Raw genomic sequence first — 14,654 nt, 5'->3', positions numbered from 1 at the left:
ACAATATAAAAGTCTTTCTAAAATCTTATTCGGATGTATAAAAATCTTATATTAGTCTTATAAAATTGAAAACAGATGAAAAAGGAAGACATTCAACATCTTGAGAAGTTAATGAATTTTCTGAGTCAGCATTTTCTGAAGAAAAACAGGTGGGAAGATGTCACCAAGACAGAATGGTCCTACATCAGCGCAGAACTGAACGAACTGATTACAAATGATCACTCAGAAAAAGAAATTAAGAAAGAGCCTGATCTTCTGGGCTCCAATTATCTTTATGAACATCTCATCATCAACAAATTAAAGAAATACCAACAGAATGAAAATGCTGTTTTAAGCAGACCTAATCTTGCTAAATTAAGCCAGATCGTCAAAGTTCTGGGCTATTCAAATTATATTGATTTTGTTAATTCAAATACAGAAGCATTTAATTTCAGTGATCTCAGGATCGATATGAATAATGTGAAGCAGAATACAGCCCTTTTAGACCGTTTGGTGGGCTGCTGGTATTCGTATAACAGAAATCTTCCCGAGAACCCTTTACAGGCAAGAGATGAGCGTATATGGCGTTCTGCCATGGAGATCTACAAATCCGAAACCACCGGTGAATATTTCATCGAGCGGAGCGGTGGCGATCATCATAAATATTTCGGAAAAGTGACGGCCTATTCCGATTACGTATTCATCATCATGAACAGCAATACGTTTATCCGTCAGCGACATTTTATCTCAAGGATAAAAGATATCAAGGAAAAGCTTAAAAATCCAGAATACAAGCTCCATGAGGTTCATTTTATAAGTACATGTATCAGTTTTAATCAGGAGCCTATCGCCCTGTTTGAAATATTTCAGAAAGCAGACCGGAAAACCTTTATTTCCGATTCTATCAGCTTCCCAATAGACAGTGATGAAATTCCTGCTTCTATTCTAAAACAGCTTGAAGACACTGAGTCTAACAGGATAGATTACAGGTAGGGCTTTGAGTTTGAGGGTTTGAGGGTTTTAGTGTGAGAGGGTTTGGGTTGCCTGATATCTGATGTCTCCTCCAAAAATTCACGATTCACTTGCGAAGCAAAATTCACCATTGACGTCTTCCTCTACCCCACCAGCCATTCCTTAAAATCCTTCACCCTGTCACGGCTTACGGTGATTTCTTCCTGTGGCTGAAATTCCATATCCACTTTGTAGTACGGGGAAGTGTGGATGTTTTTTATATAATCTGAATTGATGATAAACTGTCTGTTGACGCGGAAAAATTTCTTTTCTTCCAGAATATCTTCCAGTTCATCAAGGGTAAAATCCGAAGGATAAACACGCTCTTCCGTTTGGAGATAGACAATCTTATTTTCACTGAAAAAGCAGCTTATTTCCTGAGTCTGAACAATTTTCAGATTGTATCCGATCTTCACCAAAACCCTGGACAGTGTAGACTTTTCCTTTCGGATCAGCTGTTTGATGTCCTCAGAACCTGTTGTATTATTGGCCGGAATAAATGATTTGAACTTTTCCACCGCTCCGGAAAGATCTTCTTCCAGGATAGGTTTTAAAAGATAATCAATGCTGTTCAGCTTAAATGCTTTCAATGTATATTGGTCAAAAGCTGTCGTATAAATGATAAACCCTTTCGTGGGTACTTTTTCAAAAATATCGAAAGACAGGCCGTCTCCAAGAACAATATCCGAAAAGATCAGCTGCGGGTGTTCGTTTTCAGAGAACCAGGCAACTCCTTCCTCTACTGATTCTATTTTGCCAACTATTTCTATTTCAGGAAAATTACTCAGCATTCTTTCCAATTTCCTTGAAGCAGGTTTTTCGTCTTCGATAATGACAGTCTTGATCATTGAGTTACAGTTTTTAGTTTAAATCGGGAATAAAATTAGATAAAAAATAAACAGTTTAAAAATCTATGCTCTTTTTGTTTTTCTTCATCTCTTTTTCTATAATTCCTTTTTCCCATTCTGAATCCAGAAGAAATAATTTTACAGCTTTTATGATCAGGAAAATCCCCCAGATGACCAGAATAACAGATCCATCAAATAAAGAAAAATCAAAGGTTCCGTTTTCAAAAATATCATCAAAGAAGATAATTCCGGCTACTATTCCAAACCAAAGAAGGCTTTTGTAAAATTTTTTCAGTTGAGTCACTCTTTCGTATGCGCTATCGTAATCCATGATCGTAAAAGTTTTTATGGTTAATTATAATGTTTTTATGTTTCTTGTATCCTGATCCATCAGTTCCTTGATCTTTTTTTCCTCCCATTCTTTTCCGATTCCGAAAACGCTTACAGCATGTGCTACAATTCCGATTCCCCAACCAAGCATTGGCCAGTAAAACCATAAATGACCGGGAGAGGTAAGAAGATTCAGAGCCAGTAAAAAAGGAATAACAAGACAGTATGAAGTCAGGTTTCCGTAGAATCCTTTCAGTTCTTTTACTCTTCTTGCTGCTTTTTTGTAAGCCTGCGTTTCTTTTGTGTATCCTAATGTTTCCATAATTTTTATTTTAAAAAGGTGAGTTTGCTTTTTTTGTTGAATCAAAGGTAGGTCAGAAATGGCGCTTCAATCAACTTTATATGACTGAGTGGTAGATAATGCTTTCTGAATCGTAAAAAGATGGATGGGGGTTGGATAACACGAGGGCGAAAGGTTTCTATTTTATGACAATCAGGGACTCTGAACCTATGAAAATTCTGATTATCATTACTACTAACCATGTCAAGGTTTTGAACCTTGACATGGTTAAATCGCTCAGTTTTTTATCTCTGCCAGATCTTACCAATTGCGCAGAGGATTTTGTTTGAAAGATTGGTTTTTAAGAATGATGAATCAGTAAATAAAAGGAATCAGTTTTTTGGTCTTCTTACGATATTGTATATATTCTTCTCCGAACTGTTCTACAAGAGCCTGTTCTTCGATTTTGATCCGGTAAGCGAACGCGATAAATGGTGGCAGAAAAGCCAGAACTAGTGAAAGCCAGTTATTCAGATACAATCCTAATCCTAAGGAAGTTAACAGTGAAAATGCATACGAAGGATGTCTCAGGTATTTATAAAACCCTTCTTTTTTGATCTGATGATCTTCTCTTATCGTTACATCTACCGTAAAGTATTTCCCTAAAGATCTGATAATGACAAATCTGAATATAATTCCGATCAGAATTAATGCTTCTCCCAAATACAAAATCCAGACTCCTTCCGTGATTGGAAACCTTGTCATATACGAAGCAGCTACTGAAGTCGCTATGGAAAACGGAATGGCCATCCATAAGATGTTCAGTGTAGATTTATCTTTGTCTTTCTTGTCCTCTTTCCCTGATTTCAGCATGTTTTTATAGAGGAACTCCGTGATAAACCAGGCAGCCATTGAAACGGAAAATAAGATTTGTAGAGGATGCATATCTGTATTGTTAAGGTTAAGATTTAGATTAAGGCATATGTTTTAAAGTGAATTCAGGATGTTTAAGGCATCAATCTTAGCAACTTATAACATTCCGTGATACGGGTTTCCATGATTTTTTACATGCATATATTTAGACCAATTTCAAAACCTGTGGAGATCTGACAAGATTTTTTTTGACGCAAAGAAATTGATTATTCTATTCATAAAGGGTAGCAAAGGCAGAATCAATTTCATTGATTCGATGAAGCGGTTATATACAGATCGCTTCATCATCGACGCAGTCGAACTCTTTGCCTTCCTCAAAATCATGCGCCTCCTAAATAAATCTTTGCGTTGAAAAGCTTTATCTCTTCTCCAGTTCCACATCTCTTACCCTGAAACTCATAACTTAAAACTCATAACCCGACCTCAAGCTAAGGTTAAAATTCAGTTTGATTTTAGCTCAATCATTCGTCATGATTTACTTTTTCTTTTTCTCCATCAGTTTCCTGATCTGCTTTTCCTCCCAGTCTCTTATAAAGCCAATATTGGGCAGGTAAACCGCTATAGCATGAGCTGCCAGCCCTATTCCCCAGAAGGTCGCCGTAAAGAAGTTTTTGAACTGAAAATAACTCTCTCCCGGCTCTAAATGCTTAATATTATACACGACAATCATGGCATTCACCGCGATATAGGCGAATAAGTGCCCGTAAAATCCTCTTAATCGCTCGACCTGCCTTCTGGCCTGCTCGTAGCGGATGTTTTCTTCATCATAAGTTTCCATTATTTCTATTTTTTTGTTTATTCATGATTTCGCGGATTTTCTTTTCTTTCCATGATTCTCCGACTCCAAAAACCTGGAACGCATGAGAAACTACCCCCACTCCCCATCCTAACATGGGAAAGTAAAACCAAAGACTATTAGGAGAAGTGATAAGGTTGATGATCATCAGAAAAGGGATGATGGTACAGTAAGAAATAAGGTTTCCGTAGAAGCCTTTTAATTCCTTTACCCGCTTCTTTGCTTTCTCGTAAGATCCGTTATCATCTTCAGGTTTTACGCTGATGGTGTTGGGCTTATTGGAAAGTATCGGAACTTTCACTTTAAAATAATCCGTCGATTTTTCAATAAAAACATTCTTCTTCGTAAGCAGTGCATAACGCTGAACAATATTAGCAAGTCCTATTCCCGCGCTTTCCTTCATTTGTTCTCTTGCCTGTAGGTTGTTTTCAATGCAGAGCGTATCATTTTCCGAGAATATTTTAATGACTAAAGGCTTCGAAGACGTTGCAAAATTATGTTTGATACAGTTTTCCAGTAAAAGCTGAAGGGAAAGCGGCACTACATATCTCCGGTATTCCTCTTTTTTAACATCGAAAATAAAATCCACGCTGTCTTCAAACCTGGTTTTTAAAAGTTCACAGTAGGTTTTAGCAAATTCAATCTCATCTTCCACCGTCACCAGTTCTTTATCTTTCTGTTCAAGTACATACCGGTAAATCTTTGACATTGAAGCGGTAAACTTCTGCGCCTGATTTGGGTTTTCGTCAATCAGAGCGCTCAATACATTTAAAGAATTAAAGAGAAAATGCGGATCCAGCTGGTTTTTCAGACTTTCAAACTGTGCGTTGGCCGACTTGGCGATCAGCTTCTGTTCCACCACTTCTTTTCTGGAGGTCTTCTTCATTTCTTCCATAAAACTTTTGGCATGGAGAAAAGCTGAGATCAGAAGGGCGATGTTAATCATGAACCAGTTGGTCGTTGCATATTCTTTAGAGAAAAAGGCTTCTGTGGTGGCTACTTTCTGGATCTGTACGTAGTTGACATAATTACAGAAATACACCAGAATAAAATTCCCTATGATGATGGAGACCACACTTAATACGGTTCTTATCCCGGTAGTTTCAGACCATGGAAACTTCTTATTGAGAAAGTCGTTGATAAAAGCATTTCCAAACCCAAGAATAAAGGAATACATGGTAGAGATCAACAGGGTGATCAAAAAATTGTGAATGTTCTTCTCTTTCGTAAAAAACAAGAAGAAAAATAGCGCTGTTCCCAGCGAGACCCAAAATAATATGATAATTCCTTTACGTTTCATGAGCAGTTTTCCTGGTTCAAAATTAGTCTTTAATAAAGGTATCAAAAATTATTATTTACCGAAGGGCAGATTTTCCTATCCGAATGGAATAAAAAAACCTTCCGTGTCAGGAAGGTTTGAATTTCGTTGTTATTTTGCCGGCATACTCAGAAAATATTCCGCTTCTGTTTTGCCCCAGTTCGGATCTAAGCTTGTTTTCGGCTTGTAGGCATTAAATTTTGCCAGTGCCTCTTTGAACATTTCCAGACCTTTGGTTTTGCTTCCCCCATACTGCTCAGGCGTAAAATACACGTCTTCTGCTTTGATAAGTGCAACTCTCGGGTTTGAAGGATCAAGTTTTTCTGCAATCCCCATCTCTTCAGTGGCTTTCGCTCCGTCCGTCATATAACGCTGCGCAGGATTAACCATCATTCTTAAAGATGCGGCCATTTTTCTCAGTAAATGGATCTCAGCATTGTCTGCCCCTGCAAGGTTTTGTGCCATCGCCAGATATTTATCGGCCTCACCTGCTGTTTCATCCAGACTCTGCATATTTCCGTTTCTCATCATCAGTCTTCCCTTTTGAATCTGGGAAAATGCTGCATAATAAGGAGGAAGCCATTTTGAGCTTTCTTTGCTCCCGATTCTCTGGAAATCATTAGCCAATGTCTGAAACTCTTCCGGCGTTTTGCAGGTCTCTGTTTTCGCGATCTTTTCAGTCATTATTTTTTCGTAATCTGCCTGTGCAAAAGCTGTTAAACTCATAAAAGCTAAAGCAAAGCTTAATAGGTATTTTTTCATTTTATCAATTTTTTTAAGTGAGTTAATTGTCTATCCGAAGTTATGTATTTTGCAACGATTGTGATATCTGTCGCGGTTATTTTTTATAAATTATTGTTAATGGCATCCTGAGTTCTGTCTACTCCAAAACTGATGAAAGCACCTATAAATACAAAGGTATTGACCGGTGGAACGACTGATGAGCTTCTGGATCCGTCAAGGGAGAAATTATATCCATAGACGTTTTTAGATCCTAAAACATTCGAAACACTCAATACAAATACAGTAAATGCTTTGGCATCTTTCTTCCCTAAATTCGGAAGATAATTGAAGCTGATATTTAACGCGTTGTAGTCTTTCAGTTTTCCTTCGTTTCTGATGTAATTAACTACATTGCTGTTTTCTGTTTTCGTTGCAATATCATAATAAGGTCGCCCTTTCGCATAGGTATAGGATAAATTCACGCCTAGTTTCCATTCCGGGATAAATCTTTTGGCTACCGCAGAAAGCGTATGTGCAGAGGCAAAATTTGGCTTTAAACTCATCGGATAATTGATGAAATCTCTCTGAGAATCGAGGAAAGAGTAGCTCAGCCAGTAATCGATGTTCTTGAAAGTCTTTTTGTCTCTCCAAAAAAGCTCCAGTCCTTTTGCATAGCCGTATCCATTATTATTCAAAGCAGTCTGTACCTGTTGATTCTGCTCATTATTTGGGGTAATATTGAATGTTTTGATCAATTGGTCATACTTCTTATAAAACGCTTCAAAACGCAGGCTTCTCCCCTCTGATGCTCGCTGAACCTGGAAAATATAATGCTGTGATTGCTGAAAATCCAGATCTGAAGGTCCGTTGATGTATCTGCTTTCAGGATTCTGATAAAACAATCCGTAAGCAAAGGAAGTCGTCCAGTCTTTGGCCAGACGGTAAGCCAGTGCAAAACGGGGTGCAAAATTGGTTTTTCCCAAGAAGGAAGAATTTTCTGCCCTTACTCCTATTTTCGCTGATAATGCATTGCTGAACCCAAGATCCGTTTCCGCAAAAACGGCAGAGATCAGGTCTGTATAATGTTTCTGCACATAACCAAAATTAAGTTTTTCATCCGTATTATTTAATTCAAAACCGGCTCTTACCGCACTGATTTTATTTATTTTTCTTTCAACAACCGCTTTAAAATTAAGGTAGTTTCCATTGGTTAAAAGCTTTGATGGATCAGATTCCAAATTACTGGTTTCCGTAGAAAAATTAAGATCAGATCTGTTGTAGGAATAAGAAGTGGCAGCATTCAGGAGGTATTTTCCGAATTTCTGTTTAAAAGATAGATTGTGATAGGTATTATTTCCCTTCAGTCTTACGAGGGCAAAATCATATCCCGGTTCTAAACTCTCTGTTTTCACTCCCATTTTATTGGAATCATACATTCCGTAATACTTCAGAAAACCACCAGATTTTGTTTTGATTCTGAAATTAAAATCACCGTTTAATCCCTGCGGAGCATCAATAAAATCTGTATTAAAATTAAAAACATTCTGCATAAGACTCAGGAGTGAGTATCCCAAAGTTGCTCCAAAAGAATGGGTTTTATTTTCCCCAAGTTTCTGAAATCCTGCACTCAAAAATATGGGTGAAATTCCAAAATCCAACGAACTCTGGTCCGGAAGATCCACACTTTCCAGCATCAGTGCCCCGGAAAGTGCCTGTCCGTATAAGGCAGAATAACCACCGCTTGAAAAGATATTCCCTTTAAACAAAGAAGTATTAAAACGGTCTCTTCCTGCAATTCCCGGAACTGAGTTTGAGAAATAATTGTTGATCAAACTTCCATCCATAAAGATCTTGGATTCTGTTCCCGTTCCTCCTCTGATAAAAAGACCTTCCGACTCACCCACTTTCTGAACACCGGGAAGGTAGTTTAAAGCCGAAGAAATCTGTCCGTCTGCACCAGCTGTGGTATAGATGTCAATAGGTGTCAAAAGTGCCGTTGCTCTCTTTTTATCACTGGCCTCGATAGAACCTGCAGAAACCACCACCGCATCGATCTCACTGATCTCTTCCTTAAGCTCTGCATTGACAGAAATATCCTGATTCTCAATGACAACCGGTTTTTCTATATTCTGATACTTCGGATGGGTAAATGTCAGGATATGATTTCCTTTTTCTGAGGTTTCAAAGGAGAAATTACCTTGTGCATCTGTGGTCGCACCATCATAGGTGTCCTTTAAGGTGACATTGATTTCATTGACTCCTTTATTTTTATAAGTCACTTTTCCTGAGATCCTGACCTGTGCATATCCTGCGACAAAGGACAGAAAGGCGATCAGTAATAAAAGTTTTGTTCCCTGTGTTTTCATGGTTTTTATTTTCGGATCAAAAATAATACGGAATATGCCTTCCTTTAAAATAAATTTTACTGAAAGGCATACTTTGACTGCTGAATGGGAAATTAGTGAATCGGGATACAGAAATCCACAATCATTTTACCCTCCGGATGTTCTTTAAAGTTCGAATGATAGATCTCGAAAGGAAACGCTTTTCTCATGGAATAATGATGTTCATTCATCCACAAAAACAGTGATACCCAGCACTGTTCAAAGTCCTGAAGGGTCACTTCCCCGCTTCCTACGATAAATTTGCCCGCATCAATCGTTTCTGAAAAAACTAGTCCATTTTGTCCATCCCGCTTTTCATCCAGAAGCATACATGTATGAATTCGGACTTTATCCGGCGAAGTCACTTTGAAACTGTCATGATAAACGGAAATCATTTTAACATTTTCGCGGGGGAACAACTGCTTCTTTTTTGCCCATTCAATGAGGACATTATAGGAAGGTTCCACATTGGCAATTCCTAAGCTCATTACTGCAGCCAGATTCATTTCCGGCAGTTCTTTTACTTCAATTTTTAAATTCATTTTTGTCCATTTTAACAGGTTTTCTACATGGCAAATGTACTGGCTGAAAACGGCATCGGTTTGTCCGTTCTTGCTCTGTATTTGTAAAATCCTGTGAAAAGTTTCCGGAGCAGAATTTCTGAATATTGAAGGTGCTATTCCGTAATGTTTCTTAAATGTTTTGCTGAAAACGGAATGATTGGAGAATCCCAGATCAAGGTAAATCTCTTTGATCTCCATTTCTTTCTTTACAGCCAGGTAAAAGGCACTTTTTTCAATTTTCTTCCTGATGATATAGTTCTGGAGGGTTTCACCGGTAATGAGCTTAAATATCCTGTGAAAATGGAAGGGAGAATACATCGCTATTTCTGCAATATTTTCCAGAGAAAGATCTGCATCCAGATGATTATCAATATATCTGATGGCTTTTATGATTCTTTTTTTATGTTCTTCCATGGTTAATAAATGTGGATCGGTAAAGGTATCAAGATACGCTGTATTTCACTTGTCATATATTGCTGTTTTCGAAAAAAGGATTGAAATCATAAAGTCTTTCGGAAAATGTTTTATAAATTTAACGGTATAATCACTTTAAATCATTTAAAAATGAAAGTACAAACAATAGCATTACTGGCAGGGTGTGCATTTTTAGCAGCTTCATGCTGCACGACAAAAACGTACGCCGTTAACGCTAAGAGCGGAACACAGACTGGCGGAACGGCAAAGTTCACCCAGAAAGGAGGCGAGGTCGTTATGAAGCTTGAAGTAACGAATCTTACTCCCGGTATCCACGCAGTACATATTCACGAAAAAGGAGACTGTTCTGCAGCCGATGGAACTTCTACCGGCGGACACTGGAACCCGGCTAAAGACGATCACGGAAAATGGGGCGCCGAACATTTCCACATGGGAGATATCGGAAATCTAACCGCTGACCAAACCGGAAAAGCCGTTCTGACTTTCAAAACGACTAAATGGTGTCTGAGTTGTACAGATGAATCTAAAAACATCATGGGAAAAGGGCTTATCGTACATGCCGCTGCGGATGATTTCCATACTCAGCCTACAGGAAATGCAGGCGGAAGAGTGGGATGTGTAGAAATTAAGTAATTCTCTATTGCAATAAAAAAGGCGCTGATCTTCGATCAGCGCCATTTTTATTTGGGTCTTTATTAAATTAATTCTGCTTCTAAGTTCTTGCCTTCCAGCCTTACATTAAATTTCACATCAGCATCCAGGGCATCAAATACCTTTAATACAGTGGCTATTGTGGCATTTGTGATATTGTTCTCAATTTTAGAGATCTGGGCTTTTTGTACACCTACTAATTTCCCCAGCTCCAACTGTGTTAGATTTCTCTGTTTACGGGCAGCCTTAATAAGATGTCCCAATACATCCATTCTAAGCTCATACTCATATTGATGTCTTTCTTCACTTCCTTCTTTACCGATGTAACGATCTTTAACATCCGCAAGACTATACTTTTTTATTTCTTTCTTTGCCATAACTATTTGAAATAATTTTCTCTGATTTTTTCTGCTCTTTCTATTTCCTGTCTGGGAACTTTCTTATCTTTTTTGATAAATCCGTGGCCTGCAATTACGAGCGTATTGTCTTTGTCCCTTTTATCCCAAAATGCTAACAACCGATACTGTTTACCTGAATATCTTACTCTGAACTCCCATATCTCTCCGCTTAACTTCTTTAAGAGTCTTGGATCATTAGTCTGTTCAGCGAGGTCGATATTATAAATTATTTTCGCGGCTGATTTCTTATCCAGACTGGACAAAAAATCCACGGCTTCTTCTAAAAATACCGTTTCGAAATATCTCATTGTGTTTTTACTCAAAAATACAAATAAGTTTCCATATTTGGAAACTTATTTTAAATATATAATTATCTAAAAAGTTAAAAAAAGGCGCTGATCTTCGATCAGCGCCTTTTTTTGTTTTATGATTTAGTTCCCATATCGGAAACGATATTCATGGCTTCCTGCAGATATGGATCTTTCTTAAGATTTTTGATCCACATTTCAGATTTCTTTTTGAAAGCTTCGTCTTTTTTCTCTCTTTCAATTTCGTTTGGATACATCATGAACTTAAGACCGTTCTCAAACTTGCTTAAAGCTTTAAATTTCTCGATCTGAGTTTTTCTCTGCTTCATCAGTTCATTGAACTTATTGATATTAAGGGTGATGTTTTCTTCTTTATCCAGTTTTTCTCTCCACTGAGCGGATTCAAGCAATAGCTGATAGTTGTTGTTTTTAGCCATTCTGTCTGCACTTGCTTTTTCAAGAGCCTGAATGTTGAAATAATTCAGTTTCTGGAATTTCGTTCCAGGAATCTTATCCCAAGCCAAAGCATAATCATCATAACGCTCTCCTACTTCTGCATAGGTAAAGAAGTCTTTCATCTGAATATCAGAAACGATTCCTTTTCTCTGCGTAGATTCTCCTGTAATTCTGTAGAACTTCTGAATCGTCAGTTTTAAAGATCCGAAATCATCTTCCGTATTTAAGAATCTGTTCAGGTCTACAAAAGTCTGTACCGTTCCTTTTCCGAAAGACTGTGGAGAACCGATGATCATCGCTCTTCCGTAATCCTGCATTACACCGGCAAGGATCTCTGAGGCTGAAGCTGAAAGCTCATTCTGCATGATCACTAGTGGTCCGGTCCAAATCGGAGTTTCGTTTTTATTTTTTAAGGTCTGGATCTTTCCGTTTCCGTCTTTCACCTGAACATATGGTCCTGCTTCCATGAAAAGTCCCATGATATCTCCTACTTCAGTTAATGATCCTCCACCATTATTTCTAAGGTCAAGAACAATTCCTTCAATGTTCTGTTCTTTAAGCTTGATGATTTCATTTTTGATGTCATCAGAAGCGTTTCTTCCTTTAGCATTCTCAAAATCAGCATTAAAGCTTGGAAGGTTGATAAATCCGTATTTCTTTCCGTTTGGAGAATTCACTACGATACTTCTTGCAAAAGTATCTTCAATAGCTACTTCCTCACGGATCATCGTAACATCTTTAATGGTTCCGTCTTTTTTCTGAACCGTCAATGTTACCGGTGTTCCTTTTTCTCCTCTGATCAGTCTTACAGCTTCATCAGAAAGCATTCCTACCACATTTACGGCATCTTCTTTCGGCTTAGATTTCACTTTTAAGATCTTATCTCCTTCTGAAAGCTGTTTAGACTTCCACGCCGGCGCACCAATCGTTAAAGCTCCTAAGAACAGATTTCCTTTTTTCTCCTGGATAAGCGCTCCGATACCAATCACTTTTCCGGTGAACTGAGTATCAAAATCTTCCTTATCTTTTGGAGAATAATAGTTGGTATGCGGATCGAATACTTCGGTATATGCATTCATATACACGGTAAACCAATCCATTTTCTTCCTCTTCTTGAATCTTGTAAATGTATCTTTTACCAGGTCTTTCACTTCATCCGTTGCTTTTTTGATCTTCTGATCCTGGTTTAACGGCTGATATTTGATCGTATCTTTCAACTTATACTTCTGAACAGAATCTTTCTTCTCTTTCTGAGCTTCCTCTTTGCTGTTCATAGACTCAATCTCCTGAAGAATATTGTATTTAATATACTTTCTCCACTCATTATACTGTTCCTGCTTGTTAGCTGGTACTTTTTTAAGCTTCGGCTCCAGCGTCAGTGATTCATCTTCCTGAAGATTAATCGGCTTGCTGAAAATATCCTGAGTAATCTTATCGATTTCGTCTACTCTCTGGTACAATCTGTCGATCGTAAGTTTATAGAATATCAGATCACCCTGACTGATATAGTCATCAAGCTTTGTTTCATGCTTGTTGAATTCATCCATGTCAGACTGCAGGAAATATCTTTTTGCAGGATCTACCAGTTCGAAATAATGTTTATAAACGTCCTTGGAATAGGCATCATTGATGGGTTTCGGGCTGTAATGTAAATAAGAAAGTGTATTCTTTACGCTCACCATGATCGTCTGCATCTTTTCGTCGTCGTTCTTTGGCGAGTTGAAACAAAACATTAGACTTGTCAATGGAATTAGGAGTAAAAATTTATTCAGTTTGAAATTTTTCCACATAAACTGTCTTTATTTATTGATTTTTTTAAAAATATATACTACAATTAGTAGCAGCAATTAATTCGCTGTTACAAACTATCAAATTTAATACCTTATTTACAATTATCGGATAGTTTTAAATGTTTTTTACTAAAAGCATTATAGCCTATTTCTTACCTATTCTCTTATATTAAATTAAATCATTAATAATCAGAATATTAAAATGAATTTTTAAGATATTTATTCTATGCAGATCAAATTGTTTTTATCTGATATTTTTCCACCACTGTTTAAAGACCTGTTTGTTGTCGTTCAGGTTTACTAATTCACCAATCATTGGTGTCGCCAGTCTGTAATTCTTATTTTGAGAATATTTTGTGATCTCATTCAACGGCTCATTCCAGGGATGTTTTGCCAGTGTGAATTTCGAATGATGCACCGGAATCATGTTTTTCGCATTCAATTCAGAAGTTGCCTGTGCGACTTCCTGTGGCAGCTCATGAACCGACTGCCAGGCTTTATTATACTGACCACATTCCATAACAGCCCAATCAATCTGAGGATGTTTTTTAGCAATATCTTTAAAACGACTGCTGTACCCGCCATCACCACTGTAATAAATATTCATAGCAGGCGACTCTATAAAAAACGAAAGCCACAATGCCTGAGAACTTTTAAACCCTCTGCCGCCATCGTGATGGGTATTCTCGGCAAAAATGGCAAATCCGGGCTTCACATCTACACGGTCTCCCCAGTCTTTTTCTACAATCTGCTGTGCTGTGTAGCCCCATCTTTCATAATGTGCACCAGCTCCTAAACCACAGATTACATGCTTTACTTTTGGCTGCAATGTTTTGACCGTTTCATAATCCAGATGGTCATAATGGTCGTGAGAAAGCAACATATAATCGATCTCAGGCATATCGTTGGCGGAATAAATATCGCTTCCTTTATAAGCATCAGGTTTTCCGGGAAGTGGTGTCATTTTTCCACTGAAAACAGGATCCACCAGAATTTTAACGCCATCTACCTGCAGATAGAAAGATGAATGTCCAAACCAAACGATGACATTGCGGTCTGCGGGAATTGTTTTAAGATTTGTTTTTACAGAAGGTAATACATCGATGGGTTCAGTATGGGGATACTTTTTAGTGAGTGCTTTCCAGATTTCCCCGGTAAAGCTATATCCTTGCGACAGAGTGGGTTTTTCTACAAGATTTCTGAACTTACCGTCTTTATAATGGGGAGATTTTTTTATCATTTCCAGCCTTTTTCCTTCCGGCAGAGCTCCGAATTGTGGCTGCTTCATATAAAAATAGGTTGCAATGCCCAATACAACAATCAAACACAAAAGAAAGATCAGTGTACGTCTAAGTATTCTTAAAAATCTCTTCATTGGGTTAAAGTTTCACTGTTTTTTATGTCTAAAATTTTCATGTTCTAAAATTTGATTAAGCAAATTTCGGTGATGT

Annotated in this window: 15 protein-coding genes; 2 read left to right on the top strand and 13 right to left on the bottom strand. The window is 37.7% G+C overall.

Annotation, left to right across the window (positions count from 1 at the left end):
* Positions 1-75 precede the first annotated feature (75 nt).
* The gene (locus tag BUA72_RS17905) at positions 76-972 is read left to right on the top strand and encodes a hypothetical protein (RefSeq protein WP_072924370.1); all 897 of its coding nucleotides are present in this window, start codon (positions 76-78) and stop codon (positions 970-972) included.
* A 122-nt stretch (positions 973-1,094) separates the two neighbouring features.
* On the opposite strand, the gene BUA72_RS17900 is transcribed toward BUA72_RS17905, so the two are convergent.
* The 9 genes from BUA72_RS17900 to BUA72_RS17860 form a co-directional block, all read right to left on the bottom strand.
* Positions 1,095-1,838, bottom strand: a complete 744-nt coding sequence (locus BUA72_RS17900) for a LytR/AlgR family response regulator transcription factor (RefSeq protein ID WP_083544247.1) — start codon at positions 1,836-1,838, stop codon at positions 1,095-1,097.
* 55 nt (positions 1,839-1,893) lie between these two features.
* Positions 1,894-2,169 (bottom strand): 2TM domain-containing protein, encoded by a 276-nt coding sequence (locus BUA72_RS17895; protein WP_072924368.1) that lies wholly within the window; start codon positions 2,167-2,169, stop codon positions 1,894-1,896.
* A 24-nt stretch (positions 2,170-2,193) separates the two neighbouring features.
* Positions 2,194-2,490: a 2TM domain-containing protein gene (locus tag BUA72_RS17890; protein ID WP_072924366.1), complete on the bottom strand. Its 297-nt coding sequence runs from the start codon at positions 2,488-2,490 to the stop codon at positions 2,194-2,196.
* A 333-nt stretch (positions 2,491-2,823) separates the two neighbouring features.
* Positions 2,824-3,393, bottom strand: a complete 570-nt coding sequence (locus BUA72_RS17885; protein WP_072924365.1) for a methyltransferase family protein — start codon at positions 3,391-3,393, stop codon at positions 2,824-2,826.
* A 463-nt stretch (positions 3,394-3,856) separates the two neighbouring features.
* A complete protein-coding gene (locus BUA72_RS17880; protein ID WP_072924363.1) occupies positions 3,857-4,159 on the bottom strand; it encodes a 2TM domain-containing protein in 303 nt (100 codons plus the stop codon).
* Positions 4,146-5,477 carry a 2TM domain-containing protein gene (locus BUA72_RS17875; protein WP_072924362.1) on the bottom strand — a complete coding sequence of 444 codons (1,332 nt, stop codon included), beginning with the start codon at positions 5,475-5,477 and terminating at the stop codon, positions 4,146-4,148. The genes BUA72_RS17880 and BUA72_RS17875 overlap by 14 nt, the downstream gene beginning before the upstream one ends.
* A gap of 129 nt (positions 5,478-5,606) precedes the next feature.
* A complete protein-coding gene (locus BUA72_RS17870) occupies positions 5,607-6,257 on the bottom strand; it encodes a hypothetical protein (protein WP_034724431.1) in 651 nt (216 codons plus the stop codon).
* Positions 6,258-6,340: 83 nt separating this feature from the next.
* Positions 6,341-8,584 (bottom strand): TonB-dependent receptor, encoded by a 2,244-nt coding sequence (locus BUA72_RS17865; protein WP_083544246.1) that lies wholly within the window; start codon positions 8,582-8,584, stop codon positions 6,341-6,343.
* A 92-nt stretch (positions 8,585-8,676) separates the two neighbouring features.
* On the bottom strand, positions 8,677-9,579 hold the full coding sequence (locus tag BUA72_RS17860) for an AraC family transcriptional regulator (protein WP_072924360.1): 903 nt from the start codon (positions 9,577-9,579) through the stop codon (positions 8,677-8,679).
* A 150-nt stretch (positions 9,580-9,729) separates the two neighbouring features.
* On the opposite strand from BUA72_RS17860, the gene BUA72_RS17855 reads away from it, so the two are divergent.
* Positions 9,730-10,233 (top strand): superoxide dismutase family protein, encoded by a 504-nt coding sequence (locus BUA72_RS17855; protein ID WP_072925032.1) that lies wholly within the window; start codon positions 9,730-9,732, stop codon positions 10,231-10,233.
* A gap of 62 nt (positions 10,234-10,295) precedes the next feature.
* On the opposite strand, the gene BUA72_RS17850 is transcribed toward BUA72_RS17855, so the two are convergent.
* The 4 genes from BUA72_RS17850 to BUA72_RS17835 form a co-directional block, all read right to left on the bottom strand.
* Entirely contained in the window at positions 10,296-10,628 is a 333-nt protein-coding gene (locus BUA72_RS17850) for a helix-turn-helix domain-containing protein (protein WP_083544245.1), read from the bottom strand.
* Between the two features lie 2 nt (positions 10,629-10,630).
* Positions 10,631-10,957 carry a type II toxin-antitoxin system RelE/ParE family toxin gene (locus BUA72_RS17845; RefSeq protein ID WP_072924358.1) on the bottom strand — a complete coding sequence of 109 codons (327 nt, stop codon included), beginning with the start codon at positions 10,955-10,957 and terminating at the stop codon, positions 10,631-10,633.
* Positions 10,958-11,073: 116 nt separating this feature from the next.
* On the bottom strand, positions 11,074-13,203 hold the full coding sequence (locus BUA72_RS17840; protein WP_072924356.1) for a carboxy terminal-processing peptidase: 2,130 nt from the start codon (positions 13,201-13,203) through the stop codon (positions 11,074-11,076).
* A gap of 244 nt (positions 13,204-13,447) precedes the next feature.
* Positions 13,448-14,578: an MBL fold metallo-hydrolase gene (locus BUA72_RS17835; RefSeq protein ID WP_072924355.1), complete on the bottom strand. Its 1,131-nt coding sequence runs from the start codon at positions 14,576-14,578 to the stop codon at positions 13,448-13,450.
* Positions 14,579-14,654: the final 76 nt, after the last annotated feature.

This window comes from Chryseobacterium sp. OV279, assembly GCF_900128945.1.
Lineage (GTDB): Bacteria > Bacteroidota > Bacteroidia > Flavobacteriales > Weeksellaceae > Chryseobacterium.
This window is presented reverse-complemented; position numbering and strand designations above follow the sequence as displayed.

Excerpts from the sequence above, each read along its gene's own strand:
- BUA72_RS17870 (WP_034724431.1), bottom strand. The coding sequence starts at position 6,257 with ATGAAAAAATACCTATTAAGCTTTGCTTTAGCTTTTATGAGTTTAACA.
- BUA72_RS17835 (WP_072924355.1), bottom strand. The coding sequence starts at position 14,578 with ATGAAGAGATTTTTAAGAATACTTAGACGTACACTGATCTTTCTTTTG.
- BUA72_RS17875 (WP_072924362.1), bottom strand. The coding sequence starts at position 5,477 with ATGAAACGTAAAGGAATTATCATATTATTTTGGGTCTCGCTGGGAACA.
- BUA72_RS17895 (WP_072924368.1), bottom strand. The coding sequence starts at position 2,169 with ATGGATTACGATAGCGCATACGAAAGAGTGACTCAACTGAAAAAATTT.
- BUA72_RS17860 (WP_072924360.1), bottom strand. The coding sequence starts at position 9,579 with ATGGAAGAACATAAAAAAAGAATCATAAAAGCCATCAGATATATTGAT.
- BUA72_RS17855 (WP_072925032.1), top strand. The coding sequence starts at position 9,730 with ATGAAAGTACAAACAATAGCATTACTGGCAGGGTGTGCATTTTTAGCA.
- BUA72_RS17850 (WP_083544245.1), bottom strand. The coding sequence starts at position 10,628 with ATGGCAAAGAAAGAAATAAAAAAGTATAGTCTTGCGGATGTTAAAGAT.
- BUA72_RS17865 (WP_083544246.1), bottom strand. The coding sequence starts at position 8,584 with ATGAAAACACAGGGAACAAAACTTTTATTACTGATCGCCTTTCTGTCC.
- BUA72_RS17885 (WP_072924365.1), bottom strand. The coding sequence starts at position 3,393 with ATGCATCCTCTACAAATCTTATTTTCCGTTTCAATGGCTGCCTGGTTT.
- BUA72_RS17845 (WP_072924358.1), bottom strand. The coding sequence starts at position 10,957 with ATGAGATATTTCGAAACGGTATTTTTAGAAGAAGCCGTGGATTTTTTG.
- BUA72_RS17890 (WP_072924366.1), bottom strand. The coding sequence starts at position 2,490 with ATGGAAACATTAGGATACACAAAAGAAACGCAGGCTTACAAAAAAGCA.
- BUA72_RS17905 (WP_072924370.1), top strand. The coding sequence starts at position 76 with ATGAAAAAGGAAGACATTCAACATCTTGAGAAGTTAATGAATTTTCTG.
- BUA72_RS17880 (WP_072924363.1), bottom strand. The coding sequence starts at position 4,159 with ATGGAAACTTATGATGAAGAAAACATCCGCTACGAGCAGGCCAGAAGG.
- BUA72_RS17900 (WP_083544247.1), bottom strand. The coding sequence starts at position 1,838 with ATGATCAAGACTGTCATTATCGAAGACGAAAAACCTGCTTCAAGGAAA.
- BUA72_RS17840 (WP_072924356.1), bottom strand. The coding sequence starts at position 13,203 with ATGTGGAAAAATTTCAAACTGAATAAATTTTTACTCCTAATTCCATTG.